Source organism: Cyclobacterium salsum (assembly GCF_010119245.1).
Lineage (GTDB): Bacteria > Bacteroidota > Bacteroidia > Cytophagales > Cyclobacteriaceae > Cyclobacterium > Cyclobacterium salsum.
Genome location: NZ_WNKG01000002.1, coordinates 682059 through 707017 on the forward strand (window position 1 = coordinate 682059; position 24959 = coordinate 707017).

24 protein-coding genes are annotated in these 24959 nt (G+C 45.1%); 18 read left to right on the plus strand and 6 right to left on the minus strand.

The genetic code is table 11. The annotated features are described in order from the left end of the window. Position 1 precedes the first annotated feature (1 nt). From GJS45_RS05465 to GJS45_RS05480, 4 genes are all read left to right on the plus strand, one after another. Entirely contained in the window at positions 2 to 1453 is a 1452-nt protein-coding gene (locus GJS45_RS05465; RefSeq protein WP_162340431.1) for a c-type cytochrome domain-containing protein, read from the plus strand. A 198-nt stretch (positions 1454 to 1651) separates the two neighbouring features. Further along, positions 1652 to 2284, plus strand: a complete 633-nt coding sequence (locus GJS45_RS05470) for a hypothetical protein (RefSeq protein ID WP_162340432.1) — start codon at positions 1652 to 1654, stop codon at positions 2282 to 2284. Positions 2285 to 2400: 116 nt separating this feature from the next. Next, entirely contained in the window at positions 2401 to 2697 is a 297-nt protein-coding gene (locus GJS45_RS05475) for a hypothetical protein (protein WP_235954616.1), read from the plus strand. Positions 2698 to 2749: 52 nt separating this feature from the next. Further along, positions 2750 to 3091 carry a type II toxin-antitoxin system HicB family antitoxin gene (locus GJS45_RS05480; protein ID WP_162340433.1) on the plus strand — a complete coding sequence of 114 codons (342 nt, stop codon included), beginning with the start codon at positions 2750 to 2752 and terminating at the stop codon, positions 3089 to 3091. A gap of 634 nt (positions 3092 to 3725) precedes the next feature. Here the strand turns inward: GJS45_RS05480 and GJS45_RS05485 are convergent. Continuing rightward, the gene (locus tag GJS45_RS05485; protein ID WP_162340434.1) at positions 3726 to 3911 is read right to left on the minus strand and encodes a hypothetical protein; all 186 of its coding nucleotides are present in this window, start codon (positions 3909 to 3911) and stop codon (positions 3726 to 3728) included. 211 nt (positions 3912 to 4122) lie between these two features. Here GJS45_RS05485 and GJS45_RS05490 point away from each other — a divergent pair, with 211 nt between their 5' ends. The 8 genes from GJS45_RS05490 (at position 4123) to GJS45_RS05520 (ending at position 7208) form a co-directional block, all read left to right on the plus strand. Then, complete coding sequence (locus tag GJS45_RS05490) at positions 4123 to 4344, plus strand: addiction module protein (RefSeq protein WP_162340435.1); 222 nt, start codon at positions 4123 to 4125, stop codon at positions 4342 to 4344. Further along, positions 4341 to 4643 carry a type II toxin-antitoxin system RelE/ParE family toxin gene (locus tag GJS45_RS05495; protein WP_162340436.1) on the plus strand — a complete coding sequence of 101 codons (303 nt, stop codon included), beginning with the start codon at positions 4341 to 4343 and terminating at the stop codon, positions 4641 to 4643. Before GJS45_RS05490 ends, GJS45_RS05495 begins: the two co-directional genes overlap by 4 nt. Before the next feature lie 117 nt (positions 4644 to 4760). Beyond that, positions 4761 to 5030, plus strand: a complete 270-nt coding sequence (locus GJS45_RS23800) for a hypothetical protein (protein WP_235954617.1) — start codon at positions 4761 to 4763, stop codon at positions 5028 to 5030. 26 nt (positions 5031 to 5056) lie between these two features. After that, the gene (locus tag GJS45_RS24065; RefSeq protein WP_394366573.1) at positions 5057 to 5320 is read left to right on the plus strand and encodes a tyrosine-type recombinase/integrase; all 264 of its coding nucleotides are present in this window, start codon (positions 5057 to 5059) and stop codon (positions 5318 to 5320) included. A 32-nt stretch (positions 5321 to 5352) separates the two neighbouring features. Next, positions 5353 to 5607 (plus strand): hypothetical protein, encoded by a 255-nt coding sequence (locus GJS45_RS05505; protein WP_162340438.1) that lies wholly within the window; start codon positions 5353 to 5355, stop codon positions 5605 to 5607. After that, positions 5598 to 5897 carry a type II toxin-antitoxin system RelE/ParE family toxin gene (locus GJS45_RS05510; protein WP_162340439.1) on the plus strand — a complete coding sequence of 100 codons (300 nt, stop codon included), beginning with the start codon at positions 5598 to 5600 and terminating at the stop codon, positions 5895 to 5897. The genes GJS45_RS05505 and GJS45_RS05510 overlap by 10 nt, the downstream gene beginning before the upstream one ends. Positions 5898 to 6675: 778 nt before the next feature. Continuing rightward, a complete protein-coding gene (locus tag GJS45_RS05515; RefSeq protein ID WP_162340440.1) occupies positions 6676 to 6909 on the plus strand; it encodes a hypothetical protein in 234 nt (77 codons plus the stop codon). Between the two features lie 2 nt (positions 6910 to 6911). Further along, positions 6912 to 7208: a type II toxin-antitoxin system RelE/ParE family toxin gene (locus GJS45_RS05520; protein WP_162340441.1), complete on the plus strand. Its 297-nt coding sequence runs from the start codon at positions 6912 to 6914 to the stop codon at positions 7206 to 7208. A gap of 630 nt (positions 7209 to 7838) precedes the next feature. On the opposite strand, the gene GJS45_RS05525 is transcribed toward GJS45_RS05520, so the two are convergent. The 3 genes from GJS45_RS05525 to GJS45_RS05535 form a co-directional block, all read right to left on the minus strand. Beyond that, positions 7839 to 8750 (minus strand): serine hydrolase domain-containing protein, encoded by a 912-nt coding sequence (locus GJS45_RS05525; protein WP_235954619.1) that lies wholly within the window; start codon positions 8748 to 8750, stop codon positions 7839 to 7841. Positions 8751 to 9183: 433 nt separating this feature from the next. After that, positions 9184 to 10329, minus strand: a complete 1146-nt coding sequence (locus tag GJS45_RS05530) for a hypothetical protein (protein WP_162340442.1) — start codon at positions 10327 to 10329, stop codon at positions 9184 to 9186. Positions 10330 to 10465: 136 nt separating this feature from the next. After that, positions 10466 to 13426, minus strand: coding sequence for a DNA polymerase III subunit alpha (locus GJS45_RS05535; protein WP_162340443.1), 2961 nt, complete (start codon positions 13424 to 13426; stop codon positions 10466 to 10468). A gap of 639 nt (positions 13427 to 14065) precedes the next feature. On the opposite strand from GJS45_RS05535, the gene GJS45_RS05540 reads away from it, so the two are divergent. Together GJS45_RS05540 and GJS45_RS05545 are read left to right on the plus strand one after the other, a co-directional pair. After that, positions 14066 to 17173: a SusC/RagA family TonB-linked outer membrane protein gene (locus tag GJS45_RS05540; RefSeq protein ID WP_162340444.1), complete on the plus strand. Its 3108-nt coding sequence runs from the start codon at positions 14066 to 14068 to the stop codon at positions 17171 to 17173. Positions 17174 to 17193: 20 nt separating this feature from the next. Beyond that, a complete protein-coding gene (locus GJS45_RS05545; protein ID WP_162340445.1) occupies positions 17194 to 18726 on the plus strand; it encodes a RagB/SusD family nutrient uptake outer membrane protein in 1533 nt (510 codons plus the stop codon). A 129-nt stretch (positions 18727 to 18855) separates the two neighbouring features. Here GJS45_RS05545 and GJS45_RS05550 read toward each other — a convergent pair whose 3' ends face one another. Then, positions 18856 to 19734, minus strand: coding sequence for a ChaN family lipoprotein (locus GJS45_RS05550; protein WP_162340446.1), 879 nt, complete (start codon positions 19732 to 19734; stop codon positions 18856 to 18858). Between the two features lie 130 nt (positions 19735 to 19864). Here GJS45_RS05550 and GJS45_RS05555 point away from each other — a divergent pair, with 130 nt between their 5' ends. Next, on the plus strand, positions 19865 to 20716 hold the full coding sequence (locus tag GJS45_RS05555; protein WP_162340447.1) for an oxygenase MpaB family protein: 852 nt from the start codon (positions 19865 to 19867) through the stop codon (positions 20714 to 20716). 6 nt (positions 20717 to 20722) lie between these two features. Here GJS45_RS05555 and GJS45_RS05560 read toward each other — a convergent pair whose 3' ends face one another. Next, positions 20723 to 21454: an SIMPL domain-containing protein gene (locus tag GJS45_RS05560; protein ID WP_162340448.1), complete on the minus strand. Its 732-nt coding sequence runs from the start codon at positions 21452 to 21454 to the stop codon at positions 20723 to 20725. A gap of 191 nt (positions 21455 to 21645) precedes the next feature. Between GJS45_RS05560 and GJS45_RS05565 the strand changes: the two genes are divergently transcribed. The 3 genes from GJS45_RS05565 (at position 21646) to ccoS (ending at position 24959) form a co-directional block, all read left to right on the plus strand. After that, the gene (locus GJS45_RS05565) at positions 21646 to 22269 is read left to right on the plus strand and encodes a hypothetical protein (RefSeq protein ID WP_162340449.1); all 624 of its coding nucleotides are present in this window, start codon (positions 21646 to 21648) and stop codon (positions 22267 to 22269) included. Positions 22270 to 22332: 63 nt separating this feature from the next. Next, the gene (locus GJS45_RS05570) at positions 22333 to 24786 is read left to right on the plus strand and encodes a heavy metal translocating P-type ATPase (RefSeq protein WP_162340450.1); all 2454 of its coding nucleotides are present in this window, start codon (positions 22333 to 22335) and stop codon (positions 24784 to 24786) included. Continuing rightward, entirely contained in the window at positions 24777 to 24959 is a 183-nt protein-coding gene (gene ccoS, locus GJS45_RS05575; RefSeq protein ID WP_162340451.1) for a cbb3-type cytochrome oxidase assembly protein CcoS, read from the plus strand. Before GJS45_RS05570 ends, ccoS begins: the two co-directional genes overlap by 10 nt.

Genomic DNA, 24959 nt, shown 5'->3' on the forward strand with positions numbered 1-24959 from the left:
CATGGAGCTATCATCAGACATCATCATCTTCTTCGGAAGGTTTCACCCCTTGTTTTTACACCTTCCCATTGGCTTTTTAGCCCTGGGATTCTTGATGGAATTTCTTTCCCGCAGGGAAAAGTTTGCCTACCTGAAACCGGCGATAGGCTTTGTGCTGGGCCTGGGAGCCCTTTCCGCTCTGGTGACAGCCATACTGGGCTTGATGCTGGCGCAGGCAGGCGACTATGGAGAAGATTTACTGTTTATCCATCAGTGGTCCGGAATTCTTTTGGTGCTCTTTGCCTTCGGTACCTGGTGGCTCTACGGCCAAAAGCAGAAAAAGGCAACGCTGAAATTTAACCGGGCTTACCTGGGCTCCTTCTCCCTGATGATGGTATTCTTAGCCGTGGCCGGCCATTACGGCGGATCCCTGACCCACGGGGCAAACTACCTCACCCAATACCTGCCCGATGGAATAAAACAGCTCGCAGGGATGCCGGTAGAACAAAAAGGACCCCAGTTAATAGAAAATCTGGATGAGGCCGTGGTGTATACCGAAATTATCCATCCCATCATGGAAATTCGCTGCAATTCCTGTCACAACGCCAGCAAGAAGAAGGGTGATTTGCAAATGCATACGAGAGAAGCCCTGATGAAAGGAGGGGAAAATGGCCCCATCTTTCAGGCAGGAAAGGCGGCCGAAAGCGAAATGATCAAACGGATTCACCTGGACCAAAATCACGACGACCACATGCCCCCAAAAGGCAAATCGCAATTATCGGACGAACAAGTATTGCTACTGGAATGGTGGATTAACGAAGGAGCTCCCTTCGATAAGAAAGTGCCCGAACTCGAAGCGAATCAGGAGATACAATCAGTATTGCTAACCCTTACCGATCCCAATGCGAATAAGTCCGAAGTGGAGATCCTGCTGGCGGAAGGCACCACCCCACCGGATCCGGAAAAGCTAAAGGCTTATACCGAGCAGGGAATTGCGGTAAAGTCCCTTTCCAACGATTCCAACTGGCTGCAGGTGACCTTGTCTGCAAAAGATTCCGTCGATGTAGTATTGCAGCGGTTGGCGACCGACTTCCCCGAGCAAATTACCTGGCTGGATGTCAAGGACACGCCGTTGACGGATGAGGGGCTGGTCGCAGTGGGGAAAATGAAAAACCTCACCCGCCTACGAGTAGAAAAAACAAGCATTACGGATGCTGGCTTGGCCCATTTAGCGGAACTGGAATACCTGGAATCCCTAAACCTTTATGGGACCGAAGTCAGTGATGCCGGCCTGGAGCAGCTGGCAGGGCTCCCCAATCTGAGGCGTCTTTACGCCTGGGAGACCCAAATCAGTCCGGAAGGGGCCGCAGCGTTTAGTAAAGAGGGAAGTCAGGTTGAAATCAATTTGGGGTATGAAGTCAATGTAATTGATTCCCTTAACGTGGAGGTGAAGCCGGTGGCAAATTTAGAGTAAAACGAGAGCGGTACGACCGGGGAGAATGGTGAAAGTATCGTTATGGGTTTAACGGGAAGGAAGAGGATTCAGCCTGAAAATCGGGTAGACAATGCTATTACGAATATTGATTTAGGACAAATTATCCGAATGGCTAGTATCGCAAGCAATTTACCTGGCTTATCAAAAAAGTGAAAGGAAATTTTAAACATCATCCGAATGATTGGAAGGTCAATGATTTTATTAGTAGTCATTTTTTTTACGATGATCGCTTTTATTAAGGCACAAGAGCAAAAAAAAATTGAATTCAACCACAAGAGATATCAAACGGTCTCAAGAACTATAAGTCACAAGGATATATGTATAGATTTTATTAATAGTGTTCATTCTAACGACTTTGAAAAAAGTAAAAAGTTGCGACCGGATTTTTTTTTAATAGACGTGTCATCAGCGATGATCAGGATACCGGGAAAAGAACCATTTTTAGCAGGGCTGGGGGATTATCTAGATGCATATTCTTCAGATAGTTATGATATATTAGCTTTAAGTGTTTTTTTGAGAGAAAAGCACAACGTAAGAAAGGATTTGTTTGATAAAATGTTGAGAGGCAGTCTAAGGTTAGACCCTAATAATGTCTCAGCCTTATATTTGTTAGCTAAATTTCGTTATGAAAATGATATTGAAAATGATGCATATTATTTAGTTAAAAAGCTGTATACAATTGATAAAAGTTCAAAAGAAATAATAAGATTATATTCCTTATTTGAAGAAGCATATGGTGAAATAGAGGGGGAGTTGCCTTCTCTGGACGATTTTTTAAAATATGATGTGTCCTATTATGAAGAAGAATAAATCTTGTTGGGAGGAGTTCTGGGATCACCCCCGATTGGGTGTAGAATCCGCTACACCCCACTGGGTTAGGATTAAAAAGTTTGGAAAATGCAACTAAATAAAGTTACTTTGAGTTTATGTCCAAGAAGGAAAAACTGATCGCCAGGTTTTTGGGCATGCCATCCGACTTTCATTATGACGAGATGGTAAAACTGCTTGGATTCTTTGGTTTTGAGGAAGTAAAGAAAGGCAAGACCTCATGTTCGAGGGTGAAATTCGAGAACGGTGTGGGTACCTGTCATGCTCCACAAGCCCCACCCAAGCGGGATTATGAAGCAATACCAAATGAAACAGGTCAGAGAACTATTGGAGTTATGAAATCGAGCCTGCCTGAGGCAGACAGGCATGGCGAAAAACGTCACAAAAAGGAATGATCATAATCCATGCGAGATTCCATATGGCCTTTAAAAAACAAATTATAATCATATGAAATATCTGGAATACAAAGGTTATACGGGTAGTATTGAGTACAGTCCTGAGTACAGTCTGCTCTATGGAAAAGTATTGGGAATCAAGGGTTTGGTCTCCTATGAAGGAGAGACTGGAAAACTTCTGGAAGCGGATTTTAGAGAAGCCATTGATGCTTATCTGGCTGATTGTAAGGAAGGAGGGAAATCTCCTGAGAAGCCGTTTAAAGGGAGTTTCAATGTAAGGATACCGGCCACATTGCATCAAAGGGCGGCTCTATTGGCCATGGAGGCCAAAACCTCCCTGAACAACTTTGTGGCCGAAGCGATCCGGGATAGGGTCGACAAAGAACCTGCCTGATTATTTTATTTTGCAGGAATGGGGAGCCGTTCCGAAAAGACACTCGGATACACTTCCTTTTTCATGCCTATCGGCAGAAAAATTTAAGGGGTGAAACGTTCTATGTCTACCTGCCGCAAGGCCCGGAAAAAGGGAATGAGGGGCTTGTAAAAGGCCCGACTGGGTGTAAAATCCGCTACACCCTATTATTCCTAACCTCGTTTAAAATTGTAATCTATTACAAGCTAGTTGCAATGGCTCACTAAAGAACCTCTTAGTAAACAAGTGTCCAAAATTTTGAACAATGTCTGGCTGAGGTTTGAAAAAATATCCAGGCCATCCATTCCTTGGTTCATTAAATTCATTTGTAATTGCTGTTCGGATAAACTATTTTTAGTGATGGGAGAGGGTCACCAAATAAGAGATCACTGCGGTTAAAAAATAATAATGATTTTTATAGGGTTATTGATTTTCATTTTGGGCGTATATCTCTACTTTCGGATTATCCGGAGAGATGAAGTAGGTGTCCATAAATTTAATGCAGGTCATAAGATTAGAAGAAACCTGTTTATTTACGCTCTAATATTAGTAGGATTTATAACGGTAATGAGGGAGCTGATTGTATGGTTGGCACCCTAAAAGGTAGAGCAAGTTTCTAAAAGAAAAATCCGGTGGTTCGTCCTTGCTTTTTTGATTTCCAATGCCGCGACATTTTTCTGGAAGAAGCCTTTGAATTTTCGTTAGTGAACATTTTGTCGTTGCGTTTGAAGACAGCCTGCCGGTCCTCGTCTTCGAGTTGCTGAATTAGCCTGAGTTGTCCGTTCGTGGTTTTGTCCTCCATGAAGACCTCGGATGAGATATTATCGAAGAAACTGAGCGCCTGAATACGGGGCCTATTGAAGCGCTTTGGGGCTTTTTACAGCTTTTTAACGGTAATGGACTTGTTTAGCTAATCCATTGCTACGCTATCAAATCGCCATCAGCATGTATTGGAGAAACTAAAATAAACATAAAAATCGTTAACTTTAGGGATTAAATAAAAAATGATCATTATGGATACTCAATCAATAAAAGTCGAACTTATCCACTGGCTCACCGAGCTACAGGACCCGAAAATACTGGAACAGCTGCAGGCTTTCAAACACAGGCAGGAGGGAGGGTTAAGCGATGCCCACAAGGGGTTATTGGATGAGCGGATAGCTTCCTATGAAAAGGATCCCGGCAAAGCGTTGGACTGGGATGACGTAATGAAAGAGCTTGAAAAGGATTTATGACCTACCGGATTAAGCTGCTCCCGGAAGCCAGTTTCGACGTCAAGGAAATAATGGAATGGTACGATGAAGAAAAGCCGGGTTTAGGCGATCGGTTTTTTGAATCCTTAAAATCAGGGCTAAATTACATAAAAAAGTATCCATTGCATTGTCAGGTTCGGTATCGGGACGTAAGAAATTTATTAGTGGAAAAATTCCCCTACCAGATTCATTACCGGGTAGAAGAACCGGACAGATCAGTCATTGTTTTTGCTGTTACACATACCAGTAGGAACCCAAGGGTCTGGAAAAACAAAAGATAATCCCCGACAGGGTGTAGAATCCTCTACACCCTATTATTCCTACCCTCCTTTAAAGTTGTAATCCATTACGTGCCATTTGCAATGGTTCATTAAAGAATCTCCAAGGCGGCCGGGGCCATGCACAAGGACATCGCCGATTACCTCGGGGCTTTGCGCAAGCGCTACGGTAACCCGGCCACACTGAACCGGATACTTTGCAGCATCAAAGCCTATTACGGTTACCTGCATGCCAGCGGGAGAAGAAAAGACAACCCGCCCGGCTCGGTCAGGCGGCGGGACAGGCAGGGCAGGGACATACAGCTACAGGACCTCTTTACCCCGGAAGAACTGGAAAAGCTGCTGGACCGCAAAGAACGGTACGCTGTACTGACTTACCGGAACTCCTAAAGGACAATGAAAGAGAAGCACTACTGATCGGCAGCCGTCAGAATCCGGTAACTGCGGAAGATATCACCAAGCAGGTTACAAGGAGCTTTAAGGGGTTTTATGCACCCAGGAAGGTAAACTGCCGGACGATCAGGCAGAGTGTCATCACGAACCTTTTAAGGTCGGGGCGCGACCTGAGGATTGTCCAGGTGTTTGTCGGTCATAAATACCCGTCTTCTACGGAGAAATACAAACAATCGGGAATGGAGGAACTCAAGGCCGCGGCGCAGAAATTTCATCCGTTGGGTTGAAAACAAATGTGAAACTTAAAAAAGGACGAAAAATGTTATCTTTGGAAAAAGGCAGTATTATGGACATCCAGACAGAGAAATTACGCTTGATCGAATGGCTTGCGGGGCTAAATGATACCGAGATACTCAATGAGTTCATTACTTTGAAAAAAAGGAAAGAAGTGGACTGGTGGGACGGTATCAGTGCTGAAGAGCGGTCCGAAATAGAAGAGGGGCTTGCCCAGGCGGACAGGGGTGAGGTGGTTCCCCATGAGGAGGCCATGGAGAAGTATAAAAAATGGCTTTAGAAATCGTTTGGACCAGGCGTGCCCAAGCAGGTTACGCCAGGATAATCGAGTACCTGGAGACCCATTTTACAGAAAAGGAAATCCGAGACTTTGTCCGTCAGTCCTATGAATTTTTTGAATTGCTCGGTCAGTATCCCGAAATGCTGGCGGGCACAAAAAAGCAAAAACATGTCCACCGGGGGCCGATCAACAAGCACACCATTTTAACCTACCGTATCAGGCCACGGAAGGGGCAAATAGAACTGATCAACGTCCGTTCTTCCAGACAAAGGCCACTGAAAAGGCAATAGCCGATCAAGAAATATATACTTTCTGCTCAATGGCTTCGGACCAAGTTCCGGTTTAGCGATGGGATTTACAGCAAAAGGGCGTTCATCTTCAAAAATAGTCAAACAGCAATTTTGTCCATATTGGCCAGATCAGGGCTTTCTTTTACTTCCTTTCCTTTTAGGGAGAGTCATTAAAAGTAGAAATATACGCTCCCCTTCTTTTTTAAGCTGAAAACTTTTCAACTGAAAGAAAAAAACTATCTTTATGGTTGTCCAAAGGGGCGAAACGTTCTATGTCTACCTGCCACAAGGCCCGGAAAAAGGGAATGAGGGGCTTGTAAAAGCCCCGACTGGGTGTAGAATTCGCTACACCCTATTATTCCTAACCTCCTTTAAAATCGTAATCCATTAGAAGCCATTTGCAATGGCTTACTAAAGAATTTCTAGGTAAACAGATGTCCAAAATTTTAAACAGTGTCTGGCTGGGGTTTGAAAAAGGAAACATGAAAACTATGCGATTGAAATTTATCGAACCGAAATGATCGAATGGAGCATGTTTTATATTCATGAGAATCCGGTAGGGGCAGGAATCGTAGAGAAATCGGAAGCTTGTCGGTGTTCAGATGCAAGGAATTATACTGGATTGGTAGGTTTGATAGGGGTGGATTAGTGGTGATTCCGTCCAATTTCCAATTACAAATTGGTGTTGATAGAAGGGTGTAGTTGCAAACCACATCCAGCGAAGGATTAAAATAAGTCTAAAATTTATTAACTTTATGGGATAATTAAAAACCATCAAATGGATAATTCGGTAAAATACAGGATCATATCGGAAATCATCAATACCAATGATGATCGTGTTTTAAACGCCGTCAAATCGCTTTTAAAAATTGATGATGATGGGGATTTTTGGGAAGCGTTAAGTGAGGAAGACCGGGCGGCCATAGATGAGGGCCTTGAGCAGTTGGATAAAGGGCAACACCTGTCCCATGAATCCGTCCGTGAGGAAATCAAAAACCGATTCAACTTTTAGGTTTGGCATTGGCGATCCGCTATTCCCTTCGTGCCAGGCATGAGGAAATTGAATTGTTGGAATACGTAGTTCGGAAGTTCGGACAACAGAAAGCAAAAGAAATATATGTCAATATCGAAAAAACCTTGGGCCTGCTATCGGAATCGCCGGAGATGTACCGCGAATCCGATATAAGAAAAGGCCTGAGAAAATGCGCTTTCAGTAAACAGACGAGTATTTATTATCGCATCAAAGAAGATCATCTAGAGGTCGTGAGTTTTAGGCCTAATCGGAAGGATCCGAAAAAATTTAAAGTATGAATGACCACCGTTCAAGACATGAAACCCTGCTCCGAAAGGTATTTTGAAGAAACCTAAATAGCCCCGACCGGGTGTAGAATCCGCTACACCCTATTATTCCTAATCTCCTTTAAATTCATCATCCATTAAAAGCCATTTGCAGTGGCTCACAAAAGAATTTCTTGGTAAACAGATGTCCAAAATTTTAAACAGTGTCTGGCTGAGATTTGAAAAAGTACACATGAAAACCATGCCATTGAAATTTATCGAACTGAAATGATCGAATGGAGCATGTTTTATATCCATGAGAATTCGGTACGGGCAGGAATCGTTGAAAAATCGGAAGTTAGTAGTTGTTCAGATGCAAGGAATTATACTGGATTGGTAGGTTTGATAGGGGTGGATTAGTGGTGATTCCGTCCAATTTCCAATTACAAATTGGTATTGAAAGAAGGGTGTAGTTGCAAACTACACCTAGAAGGGGCACCCTTCCAAAAAACCGAAAAGGAATAAATAGCAACCCTTCAATCCAAAAATGCATTGCTCAGAACTAAGCTGTTTCATAGGTTTATAATTGTCTTTAAACAGCTCGTTCCGTTTTAGAATGTCCTCAAGCAGTTACCTAATCACTGAGTACTTCCCATATGGCATCTAAAAACCGGAAAGGGATCCGGCTTTGATCCGGATTTTCGCCCAGCCGCACCAATACCAGCTTTTCAGAAGGAACCACACACAGGAATTGCCCATCCCTGCCCATGCCACAAACCATATCATATCCGAGGGGCCATTGGGAATAAAGCTTCCCGGAAGGGGATTTTGAATCCCGGGAAGCATATACCTTTCCTGGCCATTTAGCCACCAAAGGTAGCCATAGCTTTTGTTCAAAGCTTGAGAGGGAGTCACCATGGCCTGAAGGTAGTGCTGGTCGCTGATGATTTCTTTGTTTTCCCAAATTCCTTCCGCTAATACCAGCAGCCCAAAACGGGCCATGGAGCGGGCATCGCTGAAAAAGACGCGGTTATGGCCTATTTCCTGCCAAAACCCGGTCATGCCTATTTTTGATCCTATTTTTTGTTGAAAGTAGGTGGCTATGTCCGATCCGGTAGCTCCTTCAAGTACATTATCCAAAAGGGTATAGGGAGCATTGTGGTAGGCCCAGCGCTGTCCGGGATCAGCCAGGTAGTGCAGGTTTTCCGGGGAATAATCATCGGCATTGTCCACCCCGTCATCCAGCCCGGTGGTCATACTCAGGTGGTGTCGGATTTGGATGAGATTTTCCTTTTCAGGCGGCAGGTTGCTCCATCCGGAGCCCAGGATTTCAGAGGTGGGCTGGTCCAAAGAAAGCTGCCCCTCCTCCTGAGCGATGCCCACCAATGTTGCGGTTAGTGTTTTTCCGGCCGAGGCCCAGTACCAGGCTGAGTTTTCCTGGAAGGGTTGATTACCGGCCAGCCTGTTGCCAAAGTAGTACTCCAGGGCTATCTTTCCATCCTTCAGAAGGATAAAAGCCCGGGTGCCGTTTTGGGCGAGCAATTGCTCCAGCTCCTGTAACTTTTCTTCCTCCAATCCCGATCTGGTAGTTTCCCAATTTTCCGATTGGAGAGGCGGAAAGTAAAGGTCAGCAGTGAGGATAGGTTCTGGTGATGAGGCTTGTTTGCAGCTACAAAAAGCAATAGCGGAAAAAATAAAAAAGAATGGATAATATTTCATATCAAACTCTAATGGTTCCCATAAAAGTAAAGACTTTTTTGTGGAATTGATATCCTGTAACAAAGACATCAAGTCAGCTGGACAGGGACCTGATATAAAATTTCGGGTGAAAGGTATGGCAACATTGGTTTAGTAGTGGGTGCAGGAGTAGGGTTAACAAAGCGGACTTGACAGTTCGCAATATTTGAGAATAGTTAAATAAGGAAAAGGAATGAATCCCGATTTTTCAATTATTGCCATTTCAACCCCAACAATCAATCATAGTCCAATATACTGCCAGGTATTGGTTTTATTGTGCGACCAACGCTACCTGATAGAAGGTGAAAAATTCAGGCTCCTGATCCAAAATCTCAACATTTTGTCGTGCCCACAAACGATTTTTTTCATCCACATGGGTAATGGTGAAAAGTGGTGGGCAGTAGCCTACTTTACTGTAGACCCCTTCCGCTTCTCTTACCAGAAATTTTAGGGGATTCAACCTTGCGTTAATTTCGTTCCATACCTCCCGGGGCGTTCCCTGTGCAGGCTTATCTTCAAGAGGCAGACCAGACTGGTAGAGGATTAAATCTTTTTTATTGATGTTAAAATAACCTTTTATCACACCTTCTGTAGGTTTTGGCTTGTCATAATCTTCCCTTCCCCCAAGTGGGTATCCGGGATTGAGAATAAACTGATCAAAGGGAATGCCTTCGATGGACAACTCATTCCCCTGTCGGCTCAGATCATAGGTATGAAACAAAGTGTCTGTGGCAAAAACAAATTGAATCAGGTCTTCATTTACCTGAAACACCGGCCGAATAAAATTAAAAGCCTCTCCCTGAAAGTACCTGCTTTTGGGATGCAGGGCCGTAATGGGTGTGAAACCTCCGGTATCCGTATGGATCAGGTCAAAAGTGTTGAAATGGGTATAATAGGCTTCCTGATTGGTAGCAGCGGGATGTTGGGGACCACCCGTAAATGCAACCAAATAGATTTCGTCGTTTACCTCGGCCTTCTGTAGATGGTCATATCCAGAGTAAAGCATTCCTTTGCCCGCATAAGGTTTTTGATGGCTCTTGATAAAATTAAAATCAAGGTCATAAATCACCAATTTTTGTGGCCCCAATACGGCAATATGGTCTCCTACAAAAGTAGCGGCACAAGCGGTATTGCCATAAGAGGTGGGGGCGTCGCTCGGGTGGTCGAAGGTGGAAAGGAGCTCACCCTTTCGATCCGTCAGGATCAGTTTGTTTTGCCGGTACTCATGGAAAATAAATAAGTCCTTAGCGGAATGGACCGCAATAAGTTGTGGATTTCCCAGAAAATCCACCTGTACCGAGTCTACTATTTCTAACGTGTAGGAATTAACCGCTGCCGTATCTCTGGTGGTGGGACCACAGGAAATGAGACAATGGAGCAGCCATAGCTGGAAAAGGATTATCAAAACGTTTTTCATAAGTAGACCCTATAGCTTTCAATATATTAATAAATTCGTTTTGAACCAATTTAAGCAGGATTGATTTATTTCAGGGAAGTTTCGATCCTACCGAAAGATGGATAGAGGAAAGGCTTGTGATTTATGTCCCACAAAATCAATCATCCGCATTCCAGTACGCCATCCGCTCACAGCTGCTGACTTCGACGCTGTAGAAGCCGAATTCCTCGGTGACCATTCCCCTGATCAGGTAGATGCCGCGGCCCTTGAAGGGTGTCTTTTTCACCACCGGGGGGAAATGCACCGTATCGATCCAGTGCCCTTCCCGGTCAATAAAGGTGCCGAAGTTCATCACCTCCCCCTTTACCGTCCGGGTGTATTTGACGGTAACCAGGTAGCCGACCAGCTGTACCCGTTTGCCCAGAAACTGTGCCATTTCCCTGGCTGCTATGCCCCGGACTTGTTGGTCTTTTACCAGCAGGAAGGGGGATTCCAGTGGGAATTCGAGGATTTCAATCTGGTCGGTGATCTCTTGCCTCACATCTGCCGCTTCCAGAACAGGAGGCTGCAGCTCCCGGAAGCCTGCCTGTGCAAACAGCCGCTGGCTTCCGCCGGCCGGTTTTTTTTTGCGGTGCAGGATAAAATGCGCTTCCCACAGTGTCTCCTGCTTGCTCTTGCCGGTAAAGCGGAAGCAGCCGATCCGTACCAGGATCAGCAATTGCTCCAGGCTGATGTCCACGCGGGAGACAAAGTCCACCAGGCCAGTAAACCTTCCTCCCTGCTGTCTTTCCTGCAGGATTTGGGCGACGGTTTCTTTTTGGAGAAATTTCATGTGTACAAATCCCAGGTAGACGGTTTTGCCCCGGATGCAGGTCAGGTTTTCGCTTTCATTGATATGTGGGGCCTGAACATCTGCTCCATTCATGCGGAGTTCGTGAATGTAAAACTCGGTAGGATAAAAGCCCCCGAAATTATTGATGACCCCCACCATAAATTCCAGGGGGTAATGGGCCTTTAGATAAAGACTTTGGTAGCTCTCCACGGCAAAAGAGGCAGAATGGCCCTTTGCAAAGGAGTAACCGGCAAAGCTTTCGATCTGATGCCAGACCGCTTCCGCCACTTTTGGCTCACGCCCTTTTTTCCTGCAGTTGGCAAAAAAGAGGTCCTTTACCCGCTGAAATTCGTCTTTGGAGCGGGATTTGCCGCTCATGCCCCGTCGCAGTACGTCGGCCTCGCTCAGCGAAAGGCCTGCAAAGTAATGGGCCACCTTGATCACATCTTCCTGGTATACCATGATGCCATAGGTTTCGGGCATGATGTCCTGAAGCACCGGATGGGCCATTTTCCTTCTGCCGGGATCTACGTGCCGGAGGATGTATTCCCGCATCATACCGGAGCGGGCCACACCCGGCCGGATGATGGAGCTGGCAGCTACCAATTCCAGGTACTCGTCCGCTTTCAATTTTGCCAGCAGCATGCGCATGGCCGGAGATTCTACGTAGAAGGCACCAATGGTACGCCCCTCCCGCAGGTGCTGCTTGATTTTTGGGTCTTTTTTGAAGGCCGCCACCTGGCGGATATCCACTTCCTTGCCCTGGTTTTGATGGATGATTTCCAGGCTGCTCTTGATGTGTCCCAGTCCCCTTTGGCTGAGGATGTCAAATTTGTGCAGGCCGATGTCCTCTGCTACGTGCATGTCGAATTGGGAAATGGGGAAGCCTTTGGGCGGCAGCTCGGTGGCGGTATAGTAATGGATGGGTTTGTGGGAGATCAACACTCCTCCCGCATGGATGCTGAGGTGGGAGGGCATGTCCCGAATCACCTCGCTGTAGCGATAAATCAGCTTGCCATACTGGTCTGGCCGATAGTTGCTGCTTTCCAGCTTGTCGCCGTGGTAGATCAGGGACTCTATTTCGGACTTGGGCAGACCGAAGACCTTTCCAAGTTCCCGCAGCACTGAATTGTACTGAAAGGTATTGAACGTCGCCAGCAGGCAGACATGTTCGCTTTCCGGGCGGTTGTATTTGGTGAAGATATAACGGGTTAGTTCGTCCCGGTCTTTCCAGGAAAAGTCCAGATCGAAGTCAGGGGGATTTTCCCGGTACAGGTTGATAAAACGCTCAAAGTACAGGTCCAGCTCAATGGGATCTACGTCGGTAATGGCCAGGCAATAGGCCACAATGCTGTTGGCCCCACTGCCCCTGCCCACGTAGAAGAAGTTTTTTTGCTGGGCAAAGTTGACGATGTCATAATTGATCAGAAAATAGGAGACAAATCCCTTTTGCTGGATCATTTCCAATTCTTTTCCAATCCGATTTTCGATGGTATCGTCCAGCCTGCCATAGCGTAGTAGGGCACCTTTAAAGGTTTCCTGCCGCAGGTAGTCAAAATCCTCCCAGTCAGAACCCAGAATGTCCCGCCTGTTTTTAACGGCCTGAAAGTAGAAGGAAAACTGGCACTGTTCCAGAAGTTTTTGGGCGTTGTAAATCAGGTAGCTATGGTTTTCACAGCGGGCCACCAAATCGGCATAGCCATAAAATTGCTCTGAAGGATCCCCTTGCTCGGATACAGGTAGTTTGCTAAGCAGGGTATTCTGATCCATACAGCGCAAGAGGCGGTGGGCATTGAAGGCTACTTTACTGGCAAATGTCACTGGTTGGAGCAAGACCAGCCGGTCTTTTTGCCGGGCCCAGGGACTGTAGGGAAGTTTCTTCAATTGCGAGGGTTGTACCCCGATGTATTCATTGTCACGTAGGGGAAAAGAGGTATCGGAAAAGGGATAAATGATAAAGGCATGGTTAATGGCGGGAGCGTCGGAAGTAAACGGTAGCTTACGAGTCAGGTGATGAGAGAGGTGAAGGTTTAGCTCGCAGAAGCCTTCCTGATTTTTGGCCAGACCGATGTATTGCCGGGTAGTGTCATTGCGGAAGTCAATGCCGACCACCGGGTGAATCCCATTTTTTTGGGCTTCCCTGATAAATGGAAATATTCCGGAAACGCTATTGATGTCCGTCAGGGACAGCGCATCCAGTTTTTGCTTTTTAGCTTCCGCTACCAATGCTTCCACGGAAAGCGTGCCGTACTTGAAACTGTAATGACTGTGGCAGTTGAGATACATTTTGTTTATTTAATTAACATTAATTGGTTAATAATATAAACATTAAAAGGTATTATTATGGATTGGAAAGCTATTTTTTTGATAAGGGTAAAGTTGGGTGATCTGCTATCGGTAGATTTAAAACGGACCAATTGACAATAATAGGACAACAGAAATCCTTGTTCGGAAAGACCTGGTGTTTTAAAATTAATATACAGAATAGCCCTTTAATAAGTAATAAAAATATTTTTTTAAATCGATATAGTATTATTTTTAGTATTTTATATTTAAAATAACAAAATAATATTGCCATTTAAGTAGGTTGTTTTTTAATATACAATAAATAAAGTATTTAATTCTGTTTTATAGTTTAAGTTCATTATAAAAGGTTATATTAATGGTTATAATATTTGTTAAATTTTATTTACATTAATAGACCAGAATAAAGTAAATTCTGATCAAACCTATACAGCTGGGATTTACATAAGACCAACAGCTTCATTTATCCCGCAGTCCCATTTTAACGTTCCGAAAAATCAAATGAATTCGATCTGAGCAAGGATGCCCTGGTATTTCATTTCGGCGTTTCCGGCTGAAATCAAATCTGGAGTGCTTTGGCTGGGATTTCAAAATTAACATCAACCTAAACCCACAAAAATCATGAAAACAACTGTATTCAGGCAATTAGATTTGCGGTTAAAAACGCTGTCATTGCTGCTACTTCACTTATTTTTTATTGGATGCACATGGGCCCATGGAGCGATTCCTCCGGGAAAAGGCGCAAACATGGATATTGCTGTATCAGGTACCGTTACAGACGCAAATGAGGTTCCCCTCCCGGGGGTTACCGTAACCGTTCTGGGCACCAATAGGGGTACTGTTACCAATCTGGATGGTAAGTATTCCATAACGGTTCCGGACAACGCCGAACTGGTATTTTCCTTCATTGGTTTTACTTCCCAAACCATACAGGTTGGCAACCAAAGTACCATTAATGTGGTATTGGCAGAAGACCTGGCCTCCCTGGACGAAGTGGTAGTGGTGGGATATGGTACCCAGAAAAAAGCCAACATGACCGGGTCAGTAGCTACTGTGGGGGCAGATGAAATCATCAAGCGACCTTTGACCAATGTGGCAGGACTACTGCAGGGTAAAGTAGCCGGTCTGCAGGTTTCTTCCCATTCCGGAAAACCCGGAAGTGAAAATAATTCATTGCGGATCAGGGGCCTTGGTACTTTTAGCTCTGCTGGAAGTGAACCACTTGTTCTCATCAACGGTATTGCCGGTGATATGACCAATTTGGATCCCAATGATGTGGAATCGGTCTCTGTTTTGAAAGATGCAGCATCAAGTGCTATCTATGGTGCCAGGGCTGCCAATGGCGTTATTTTGATTACTACCAAAAGAGGTACTGAAGGTGCTCTCAGTATCGATATACATAGCAATGTGCAGGTGCATCAGCCTACCAGGTTGCCCAGGTTGCTGAGCAATTCTGCCGATTACATGATGTATTGGAATCAGGGAAGGCAAAGAGCCGGAGGTCAGGCACCCTATTTCAGTCAGGAGGAGATTGATGCCTTCAGAAACAATCCGAACGATCCCATCAATTATCCCAACTTTGATTGGATAGATCATTCTTTCAACACGGCGGTTGCCAATATGCAATCGGTTCGGGTGAGTGGTGGCACAGAAAAAACGACGGTTGGATTATCTCTGGGCTATTTTGATCAACCTGGTTTGACCAGTCTGTATGAATTCAAAAAATACAATGCAAGGTTGACCGTGGATTCCAAAATCAATGATTGGATTACGGTAGGCGGCGACATTCAACTGGTCAACAAAGATATTCAACGCAGCAATTGGGATAATGGAAACGTTGATTACCAGATCCTGGCCATCTATGGTGCGGGTCCCAATTATACACCTACCATGACCTTACCTGACGGGTCTACTGGCTACGTGGCAAGGTACAGTTCAAATATAGGCGAATGGACCGTTAGGAACCCGGATGCGCAAGATGCCAGTGGCATTCAAACGGATATCAATTACAATGTTTTGCCCCAATTCTATGTGGAAATCAAACCTACCGAGCACCTGACCTGGTACACCAAAGGAGCTGTATCTTACGACAACCGCGCACTGAAAAATCATGAAACGCCGGTGGATAATTATTTTTTCAAGGATGGCTCCTATGCCCACAATAACTCCACCTGGCAATTGGGGGTCAGGGAAACCTGGAATACCGGTTTATGGACCACCTTTTATTCCACTTTGAATTACCGAAGGCTTTTCAATGAAACCCACAATGTCAATATTTTGGCCGGCTACAATCAGGAATACAGTTCCAACCGGCAGCTTAGGGGTTCCAGGGTACATTTCCCTACCAATACATTGATGGAATTGGATGCGGGAGCACCGCTGGACCAAACCACCGGGGGATATTTGCAGGAATGGGCCATCATGTCCTTGTTTGGACGCGCCATGTACGATTATAAGGAGAAATACCTGGTAGAGGCCAATATCCGTTACGATGGAACCTCCAGGATTTCTCCGGATAACCGTTGGGGAGTATTTCCTTCTGTCTCTGCGGGATGGAGGGTCTCCCAAGAACAATTTTTGCAACTAAATTCTTGGATAGATGAGTTTAAAATCAGGGGATCCTGGGGGCAATTGGGCAACCAGAATGTTGGCTTATATCCTTTTCAAGAAGTTTTGACCACGACTTCTTATCCATTTAATACGGCCCATCCCGGGGCGTATGTTAACCGCCTGGTAGATCCCAATTTGAGATGGGAAACCACCACCATGGCTGACATTGGGTTCGATCTTTCCTTAAAAGAGGGCTTGATCAATGTTACCTTCGATTGGTTTGATAAGGTAACGGATGATATCCTGTACAATGTGCCTATTCCGGCCAGTGTGGGACTTTCCCCGCCCACTGTGAATTATGGCAAGATGAGAAACACCGGCATCGAGCTGGAATTGGGATCCATGAAACGATTTGGGGAATTTGGCTATAATGTCAGCGTCAATTTCTCCACCTTCAGAAATGAAGTATTGCGGATCCTTTCCCCGGTTTATGGCAATTTCACCATTCAGGAGGGGCTTCCTTTTAATTCTCATTTTATGGTGGAGTGGGATGGTATTTTCCAAAATGAGGAAGAAATAGCGAATAGTCCCCAGCACCAATTTAACCCCAAACCCGGCGACTTGAAATTTGTAGACCAAAATGGAGATGGAGTAATCAATGCGGATGACAGGGTAGTCATGGACGGTGCTTACCCCAGGTTTCATTACGGAAGTACCATCAATCTTTCCTGGAGAAATTTTGATTTAAATGCATTTTTCCAGGGTTTGGAAGGCTACAAGCAGAGTACCCAGGGATTATCCTGGGGATTGGTGCCTTATATTCAGGGTTCACCCCCTCCAGTGGATTTTATCGAAAATATGTGGACCGGGGAGGGATCTACCAATGAACACCCTGCCATGTATATTTCTGGCTATGCCCCTGTGACAGGTACCCGAAACTCCTATTGGTTACTGGATGCATCTTATCTGAGATTGAAAAACCTGGCGATAGGATACAATTTGCCTGATCGTTTAAATGAAAAATTAGGGCTAAGGTTTTCCAGGGTTTACATGTCCGGTGACAATTTATTCACCATCACCGACTGGCCGGGATCAGATCCCGAAAGAGCCAATACCAACTGGTTTCAGGCTTATCCGCAGATCACCAGTTACACTTTGGGCCTGAAAGTTTCTCTTTAAATCATTAAACAGTTACCAAGATGAAATATTTAAAACTATCATATATTCACCACATGCTAATAGGCTTGCTGGTCTTGTTGGCAGTATCCTGTACGGATTTTCTGGAAAGAAACCCTACAACCCAAATTTCAGGCCCTACCTTCTGGACCTCACAGAAGGATGCCGATCTGGCCCTGGCGGGAGTATATTCCAGGCTCAATACCAATACCTTTAACCATGAAGGGGTCTATTCCCTGGCCATCATGGCAGGTGATGCGAATGAAGGAGGGCAGAGTTTGGGTGCGGCCTCTACCGGAACCTTTGCTATGGGTATAATGGAAGCGGTTTCAGGAGGGCTTCTCGCCAATGTTTACAACCATTGTTATCAGGGGATAGCTACCTGTAATTATTTTTTGGAGAACATTGACCGGGTAGACATGCCTGCAGAAAGGATCACCCGGTATAAGGGAGAAGTGCTCTTTTTGCGTGCTTTCTTCTATTTTACCCTGGCAGACTTTTACGGAGGAGTGCCGCTTTATACTTCCACTGTATCTGCTGATGAGGCAAAGGTGGCCCAAAGTTCCCGGGATCAGGTGATCGATCAGGTGTTGGCGGATTTAGATGTGGCCATCGCCAGCCTCCCCAATACTGATTATAGTTCCAGCGGGCATGCTGTAAGAGGTTCTGCCATGGCCCTTAAGAGCCGTGTACACCTATTTGAATCCGATTGGACTGCTGCTGCACAAGCGGCTTCCCAGGTAATGGCTGATGGGCAGTTTGGCCTTTATACAGAAGAATGGCAAAACATGTTTTTGGCTGAAGGGCAGAGTAACAATCCGGAAATCATGTTTTCCACAAAGTATTTGAATCCTGATAATTTTAGTAATCAGGATATCCGTATTCTCTGGCATGGCATTTGGAATCCCAGGGCCGAATTGAGAGATGCTTTTGAATGCGTCGATGGTTTATCCATTGCTGAATCGCCCTTGTATGACCCGGATAACTGGAAAGAAAACAGGGATCCGCGTTTGGGCAAGACAATGCGGGATTTTAATGATCCTGCGGTCAAAGAATCAGGTGAAGTGGTGGAGTTTGCGTACAATGGGGTTTCCATGACCGGATTGATGCCGGCCAAGGGAGGCAATGTGGAAACTTTACCTATTGATTACTCCACCAAGAGTGAACAGGATTGGGTTTTGATCCGCTATGCAGAGGTTCTATTGAATTTTGCCGAAGCCACCAATGAATTGAACGGTCCTACGCAGGCGGTTTATGATGCGGTAAACGCCGTTAGATCCCGCCCGGGGGTGGATATGCCAGCTCTTCCCGAAGGTTTGAATCAGGATGAAATGCGGGATAGGATCTGGAACGAAAGAAGGGTGGAATTTGCCTTTGAGGGCATGCGTTACAGGGACATCAAAAGGTGGAGATATGCCGAAGAATACATACCAACCCTTGTTGAACCGGGGTCTGGTATACAGCGGCAATTTGATCCTGCCAAACATTATTTGTTTCCCTTTCCCCAATCCGAAATTGACATCAACCCTAACCTGGAACAGAATCCGGGTTATTGATAGAAGCATATAAATAACACATGAAGGCCTGTGGCTTTCATGTGTTATTGCTTTTTTTGAGTATTATTGGATCACAAAATAGCGGAATCTCTATGCCATCCATTCCACCCTTTCACCTCGGTTTTCCGGTCAGAAATTTTTTGTGCTTTTTGGATTGGTAAGAATAATTATCTCGGCCAGATCCCGGTATGCTGCCCAGTTGGGTGCCGCAAAGTCTTCCGCAGGAAAGCAGGATAGGGTAAGCAGGCGAAGTTTTTTCTTTCTGCTGCTGAGCTCGGAAACCGTTCCCAATCCCTCATCGCTGTGAAATCTTCCAGTTAGGTGCAGAATAATACTGTTTCTATTTTTTTTCCAGGCCTTTAGGATACTTTCTGCCATGGTGGCATCGCGGAGAAGTTGCGCATGAAAAACGGAAGGCCCCATTTGATGTCCATGGCTTCCCATGGCGGCATCGAATTTTTTGCGGTAGGGGTCGTTTTCTCCAGGAGGCTCAAATATACTGAAGTAGGAACTGACTTTCTTATCCAGGAGTTTAAGGGTTCCGATTCCTTTTCTGCTAACCATGCTAGCGTACCGGGTCGGGACATTTGCCGCAATCACCTGTTGGTTATTTTTTTTAGCCAGGTTTACCAAAGGGGCGTAATCTAAGTAGTTATTCCAGGCCCTGCCTTCTTTGATCAGGCTGGATTCACTGATCAGGCCTGCCAGGTACTCGTTAAGGACCAGCTGAACGTCCCGCTCAAACATTTCCATGGAGAGAATCACCTTCCGGCGGGTGGTAAGTAAGTCCTCGTAAAGCTGCCGCTGAAGGGCATGGGCCAGGCTATCGTTGTGTTCTTCACCAAAGAGGATTACGTCTGCCTGGTCAGAAAGGCTAATGATGTCCGAAATCTCCAACGTCTGTTCGGTGGGGCTGTGGTATATTTTATAACCGGGTTCTTGGTTATCCTGTGCCCGGGTGTGAAAAATGATTCCCATCAGGATCAGCGTTTGAATCGATTTATACATATTCGGAAGTTTTAGTGGGAAATAAGGGAATTTTTTTCCCGTAGTCAAATTCCCTTTACAATTTACCGATTTTCGGCTTTCATGCATGAAGTAAAGCAGCTAACTTGCTTTCCTGTCACTTGCGTCAAAGATGAATTTCAAATCGTACACGAAGGAAATTGCCGGTCTGGATCCGAAACGGGATTACGAAAGAATTGCTTATTTGCTGACCTTTCATTGTTTTCCCTGGGACATGGAAAAAGCATTGGAGTTTGCACTTTTCAGGACGTTTGCCGTGCCCTCCGTATCCCGGTTATTGGTAGTCACCGGAGAATTTGTAAACCGGACCCGTAAGCGCTATGACGACACCGAATTGATCCTGTATGAAATTCTTGAAAATGGGATGGACAGCGAGCGAGGTAAGGCTGCAATAGCACGTATGAACGACATGCATGGGCGATTCAAAATTTCCAATGAGGATTACTTGTACGTACTGTCTACCTTTATTTTTGAGCCGATTCGCTGGATGGCTAGGTGGGGCTGGCGGCCCTTTACCGCCTTGGAAAAAGAAGCCATACTGATCAATTATCAGGAGTTGGCCCTAAGGATGCGCATCAAACAGGTACCCGATTCGTTACAATCCTTTGAAGCCTTTAACCTGGAATATGAGCACTCCCATTTTTCCTTTCATCAGGCAAACAAAAAAATAGGCGATAAAACCCTGGATTTGTTAATTGGCTTTTATTTGCCGGAGAGATTGATCTCTCTGGGCAGACCCCTGGCCTATTGTCTGATGGATGATCCCCTTAGAAAGGCAATGGGACTACCCAGTCCACCAAACTCCATGGCTCTGATGGTAGCGAAATCCATGCGGCTGAAGGCGTTTTTACAGGCTACACTTCCGGAGCGGAAGAAGCCTGCCCTGGGAACAAAAAGAAAGCGTGCTACTTATCCCGAAGGGTACCGGATTGAAGAATTGGGAACCTTCAATCTCCGAAAATAGGTAGATTTACTTGATTTGGTAGTCCAGTTTCATGGTGATGGAAGCTGTTTTTGCTTTGGAGGAAGTATTGAAAGTGCCTCCCCAGGAGTAATCTTCTCCGGAATTTTGACCGGTTATCTGAAATATCCCCATATTGGCAGTGATCAGCTTGCCAAGATTTGCTCCTGAATTTTCAGCGATCGTTTCTGCCCTGAGTCGGGCATCTTCGGTGGCCTTAGATATGAGTTCTATTTTCAAGTCGGCTAGCTGGGTGAAATAATAGCGGGGTGCCTGGGAGTAAAACTGGATTTCTTTGTTAAGTAATTCTGTGATTTCACGAGCTATTTTCTCTACTTTTTCCACTTCTTTGGATTCAATGCTTATGTTTTGACTTAGGATATACCCGAGAAACGTATCTCCCATGAATCGGCCTTCTTCATTGTAATCAGCCCGCGTATTTCGACGTGATTGCACTGCACTAAAGACGATTTCCTCTTGGGCGATTCCTTTGGCAGTGAGGTATTCCATTACCACCGTTCTGTCCTTTTCCAGGCCCGTATAGGCTTCTCCCAAATAATACGCTTGTTTTTCAAAATGCCCATCCCAAACGATCAGGTCCGAAATAAAGTCAGTTTCTCCCAGACCAGTGACGGAAATTTTGGATTGGGCAAGACTTCTTTTCCAAAAGGAATTGCCTAAAATAATGGCTGAACTAACAATGGCCAGGGCAAAAATGACGGCAGTAAGGTGTTGTTTCATCGAAATAAATTTGTTGCTGTTAATTTCGTCATTATTGACTACATAACTCCGAAAGGGTGGAAATAAAGTTTTTCCCTACTCTTCAGGAAAAGCCCTGTGGATAAAACATGACATTAATCATGTTCGGGCCTTCCCAATATCACTGTCTCTAGTCACCACTGCTGCTAGCTTTGTAAAAAAAAGATTGGCTTATGCAGCGCAAATTGGATGTACATTTTGCCTTTCCCGATGACCTGGTTACCGCACATTACCGGTTTCCCTCACCGAAAGGTTTCACCACTGCCATCGTGAGTGAAAATCAGCGGCTATTGGAAAACGGACCGGCGCAACTCTATACAGCCCGCTTGCCAAAGGTGCTGGATTGGTTGCATGGATTGGATTACCCCAAGGCCATGGAGAGTGAACCCTGTGAGGTCCCGGTGTTGCTGTACGACCGGGAGCTATCTTTCGAACGATTGCTTTTTCATTACGACGGCACACCGGCTTCGGCTAAGATTATCAAGCAATTTCTGGAATTGTTTTCAGAGAATATTTCAAACAGCAAGGCTACCATAATCTCTCCGGCATTTATACCCAAATCGAAATTAAAGGAGGAGCATGAGATCATTCAAGAGGTGCGGAATCGTACGGCAGAAACTTCGTTTATCAAATTTAATTTTAACAGAATCGGGGATTTCTGGTCCTATGCAGTTAAACATCAGTGTACTTTGCTAGTCACCACCAAAAATAATCAGGCCGATCTGGCCAAAGTGCTTTTTCATTTTTACAAGGGAGGCATGTGGTACGAGCGGCTTTCTTTTTATTTGGCTTTATAAATCAGTATATTTAATGACTTTCGTCATACTTTCGACTTTTTAGCTGATGTAACTTGCTGCCAAATGGAAAAGACTTCGACCCGCTTTCATGATGAAACCCGCACCACCTGCTTCCACTGTGGGGAACTTTGTGACGAGGAAATAATTCTGCACGATGACAAGGATTTTTGCTGCACCGGTTGCAAGACGGTTTACGAGGTGTTGAATGAAAATGATCTTTGCGACTACTACGATATCTCTGATTCACCTGGAAGTAATCAGAAAAAGGAAAATAACCGCTTTAATCGCTTCGATTACCTGGATGATCCGGAAGTTTTGGATAATCTGGTCGATTTTAAGGATGAAAAAAATATCCACGTTACCTTTTATGTGCCCTTGATCCATTGTGCTTCCTGCATTTGGCTATTGGAAAACCTACACCGGTTGCACGAAGGCATTTTTTATTCAAGGGTAGATTTTATCAATAAAAAAGTACAGGTTAAATTTTCAAGAGAAAAAATTGGCTTAAAGCATCTGGTATCCCTGATGGCGGGTATTGGTTACGAACCGCAAATCCACTTGTCGGACATGGTTCATCCAAAAAAGCCAGCCGTAGATAGGAAATTGATTTACAAATTGGCTGTGGCGGGCTTTTGTTTTGGCAACATGATGTTTTTCAGTTTGCCGGAGTATTTTTCAGAGGCGGAATTACTTGGGGATGGTTTCAGGGAGTTGTTTCATTACCTGAACGTCCTGTTGGCATTGCCCGTGGTTTTTTATTCAGCGACCGACTATTTTAGAAACGCATGGATGTCCTTGAAAAACAAGTCAGTGAGTATGGAGGTACCCATTGCGATTGGCATAGTCACCTTGTTTTTGTATAGCCTGTATGAAATTTTCGTGATGGGCCGGGAGGGATACCTGGATACGATGGGGGGGCTGTTATTTTTCTTACTTGTAGGCAAATGGTACCAGCAAAAAACCTTTGATACCTTATCCTTTGACAGGGATTATACTTCTTATTTTCCCATTGCGGTGAGCCGGATGGTGAAAGACAGGGAAGAAGTGATCCCATTGACGAAAATTCAGGTCGGAGATAGAATCAGTGTCAGAAATGAGGAGTTGGTACCTGCTGATAGTAAATTGCTGGATGAAGCGGCGCTGATTGATTATAGCTTCGTGACTGGCGAGGAGGTCCCGGTACGGGTTCGAAAAGGAGCTTTGGTCTATGCCGGAGGAAGGTTGAAAGGCTCGTCCGTTCAATTACTGGTTCAGAAATCACCCTCTCAGGGCTACCTCACCGACTTATGGAATCAGGAAACCTTTAATAAGGAAGATCAGGAAGATTCCCTTGCCTCCCTCGCTACCCGCATTAGTGGTAAATTCACCCTTACCGTGCTGTTGATTGCCTTTGGAGCGCTGTTTTATTGGAGTTTTTATGATTTGCCCATGGGAGTCCGTGCGTTCACGGCTGTTTTAATTATCACATGTCCCTGCGCCCTGGCCATGTCCACGCCCTTTACATTGGGTAATGTGATGCGGAGTTTTGGAAAACGAGGGTTTTTTCTGAAAAACTCCCAGGTTATCGAAAAGCTGGCCATGGTGGATACCCTTGTATTTGACAAAACGGGTACCCTTACCTCCCCTTCTAAAGCGAAGATACATTACGAAGGCGAAGCACTCTCGGAGGAAACCCTTTCCGTATTGAAGGCACTGGTAAATCATTCCATTCATCCCTTGAGTAACCGGATAAATCGCTGGTTGGGAGATATACCAGCTGCCATGTTAGCGCAAGCGGAGGAAGTTCCAGGCAAAGGACTAAAGGCCATTTACAAATCGCAGAACGTGTTTTTGGGAGCAGCATCCATTTCCGGGATGAATGATGAGCTCGGTACGAAAAGCAGGGGAAATAAAGTGCATCTACTCATTGAAGGGGTCCATTTGGGTACTTTCTATATTGAAAGCGGTATGCGGGAAGGGATGGCGGAAATGATACAGGCACTGGGTAAATCTCATTCCCTTCACCTGCTTTCAGGAGATCAGGATCATGAAAGACCTTACCTGGAGGAAAAATTTGGTCCCGGTATGCACATGCATTTTCAGCAAAGTCCAAAAGATAAATTGAATCAAATTCACCGGCTTCGGGAAGAGGGAAAGCAGGTACTGATGGTCGGCGATGGACTAAATGATTCAGGAGCATTGAAAGCGGGGCAGGTGGGTATTGCGGTGACGGAAAACATATCTCATTTTAGCCCGGCAAGTGATGCCCTCCTGGATGGAGAAAAACTACGCTATTTACCCGCCTATATTGAATTTGCGCGGCTGGGAAGGAGAATCATCAAAAGCAGTTTTGGACTCAGTTTTACGTATAATGGCCTCGGCGTTTTCTTTGCTGTTCAAGGGTTGATAAGTCCAGTCTTTTGCGCTATTTTAATGCCTGCAAGTAGTATTTCAGTTGTATTGTTTACGACGTTGGCCACGAATTATTTTGCTCGTCAAAAGGGCATGAACGAAAAACCCACATCAGGATGGAAGTGATATTTGTATTAATTGGAGTGAGTCTGGTCATGGCCGGTGGCTTTTTATGGCTGTTTTTTAAGGCAGTAAAAAGCGGCCAATATGACGATCAGCACACCCCTGCAATGAGAATACTATTTGATCAAAAAGCCAAAAATAAAACGATTAAAAAAACACCTAAAAAAACGAAGTGA

Excerpts from the sequence above, each read along its gene's own strand:
- GJS45_RS05510 (WP_162340439.1), top strand. The coding sequence starts at position 5,598 with ATGGCTTTAGAAATCGTTTGGACCAGGCGTGCCCAAGCAGGTTACGCC.
- GJS45_RS05565 (WP_162340449.1), top strand. The coding sequence starts at position 21,646 with ATGCAGCGCAAATTGGATGTACATTTTGCCTTTCCCGATGACCTGGTT.
- GJS45_RS05555 (WP_162340447.1), top strand. The coding sequence starts at position 19,865 with ATGAATTTCAAATCGTACACGAAGGAAATTGCCGGTCTGGATCCGAAA.
- GJS45_RS05540 (WP_162340444.1), top strand. The coding sequence starts at position 14,066 with ATGAAAACAACTGTATTCAGGCAATTAGATTTGCGGTTAAAAACGCTG.
- GJS45_RS05475 (WP_235954616.1), top strand. The coding sequence starts at position 2,401 with ATGTCCAAGAAGGAAAAACTGATCGCCAGGTTTTTGGGCATGCCATCC.
- GJS45_RS23800 (WP_235954617.1), top strand. The coding sequence starts at position 4,761 with ATGCACAAGGACATCGCCGATTACCTCGGGGCTTTGCGCAAGCGCTAC.
- GJS45_RS05490 (WP_162340435.1), top strand. The coding sequence starts at position 4,123 with ATGGATACTCAATCAATAAAAGTCGAACTTATCCACTGGCTCACCGAG.
- GJS45_RS05465 (WP_162340431.1), top strand. The coding sequence starts at position 2 with ATGGAGCTATCATCAGACATCATCATCTTCTTCGGAAGGTTTCACCCC.
- GJS45_RS05550 (WP_162340446.1), bottom strand. The coding sequence starts at position 19,734 with ATGTATAAATCGATTCAAACGCTGATCCTGATGGGAATCATTTTTCAC.
- GJS45_RS05570 (WP_162340450.1), top strand. The coding sequence starts at position 22,333 with ATGGAAAAGACTTCGACCCGCTTTCATGATGAAACCCGCACCACCTGC.
- GJS45_RS05560 (WP_162340448.1), bottom strand. The coding sequence starts at position 21,454 with ATGAAACAACACCTTACTGCCGTCATTTTTGCCCTGGCCATTGTTAGT.
- GJS45_RS05485 (WP_162340434.1), bottom strand. The coding sequence starts at position 3,911 with ATGGAGGACAAAACCACGAACGGACAACTCAGGCTAATTCAGCAACTC.
- GJS45_RS05495 (WP_162340436.1), top strand. The coding sequence starts at position 4,341 with ATGACCTACCGGATTAAGCTGCTCCCGGAAGCCAGTTTCGACGTCAAG.
- GJS45_RS05505 (WP_162340438.1), top strand. The coding sequence starts at position 5,353 with ATGTTATCTTTGGAAAAAGGCAGTATTATGGACATCCAGACAGAGAAA.
- GJS45_RS05545 (WP_162340445.1), top strand. The coding sequence starts at position 17,194 with ATGAAATATTTAAAACTATCATATATTCACCACATGCTAATAGGCTTG.
- GJS45_RS05530 (WP_162340442.1), bottom strand. The coding sequence starts at position 10,329 with ATGAAAAACGTTTTGATAATCCTTTTCCAGCTATGGCTGCTCCATTGT.
- GJS45_RS05480 (WP_162340433.1), top strand. The coding sequence starts at position 2,750 with ATGAAATATCTGGAATACAAAGGTTATACGGGTAGTATTGAGTACAGT.
- GJS45_RS05515 (WP_162340440.1), top strand. The coding sequence starts at position 6,676 with ATGGATAATTCGGTAAAATACAGGATCATATCGGAAATCATCAATACC.
- ccoS (WP_162340451.1), top strand. The coding sequence starts at position 24,777 with ATGGAAGTGATATTTGTATTAATTGGAGTGAGTCTGGTCATGGCCGGT.
- GJS45_RS05535 (WP_162340443.1), bottom strand. The coding sequence starts at position 13,426 with ATGTATCTCAACTGCCACAGTCATTACAGTTTCAAGTACGGCACGCTT.
- GJS45_RS05470 (WP_162340432.1), top strand. The coding sequence starts at position 1,652 with ATGATTGGAAGGTCAATGATTTTATTAGTAGTCATTTTTTTTACGATG.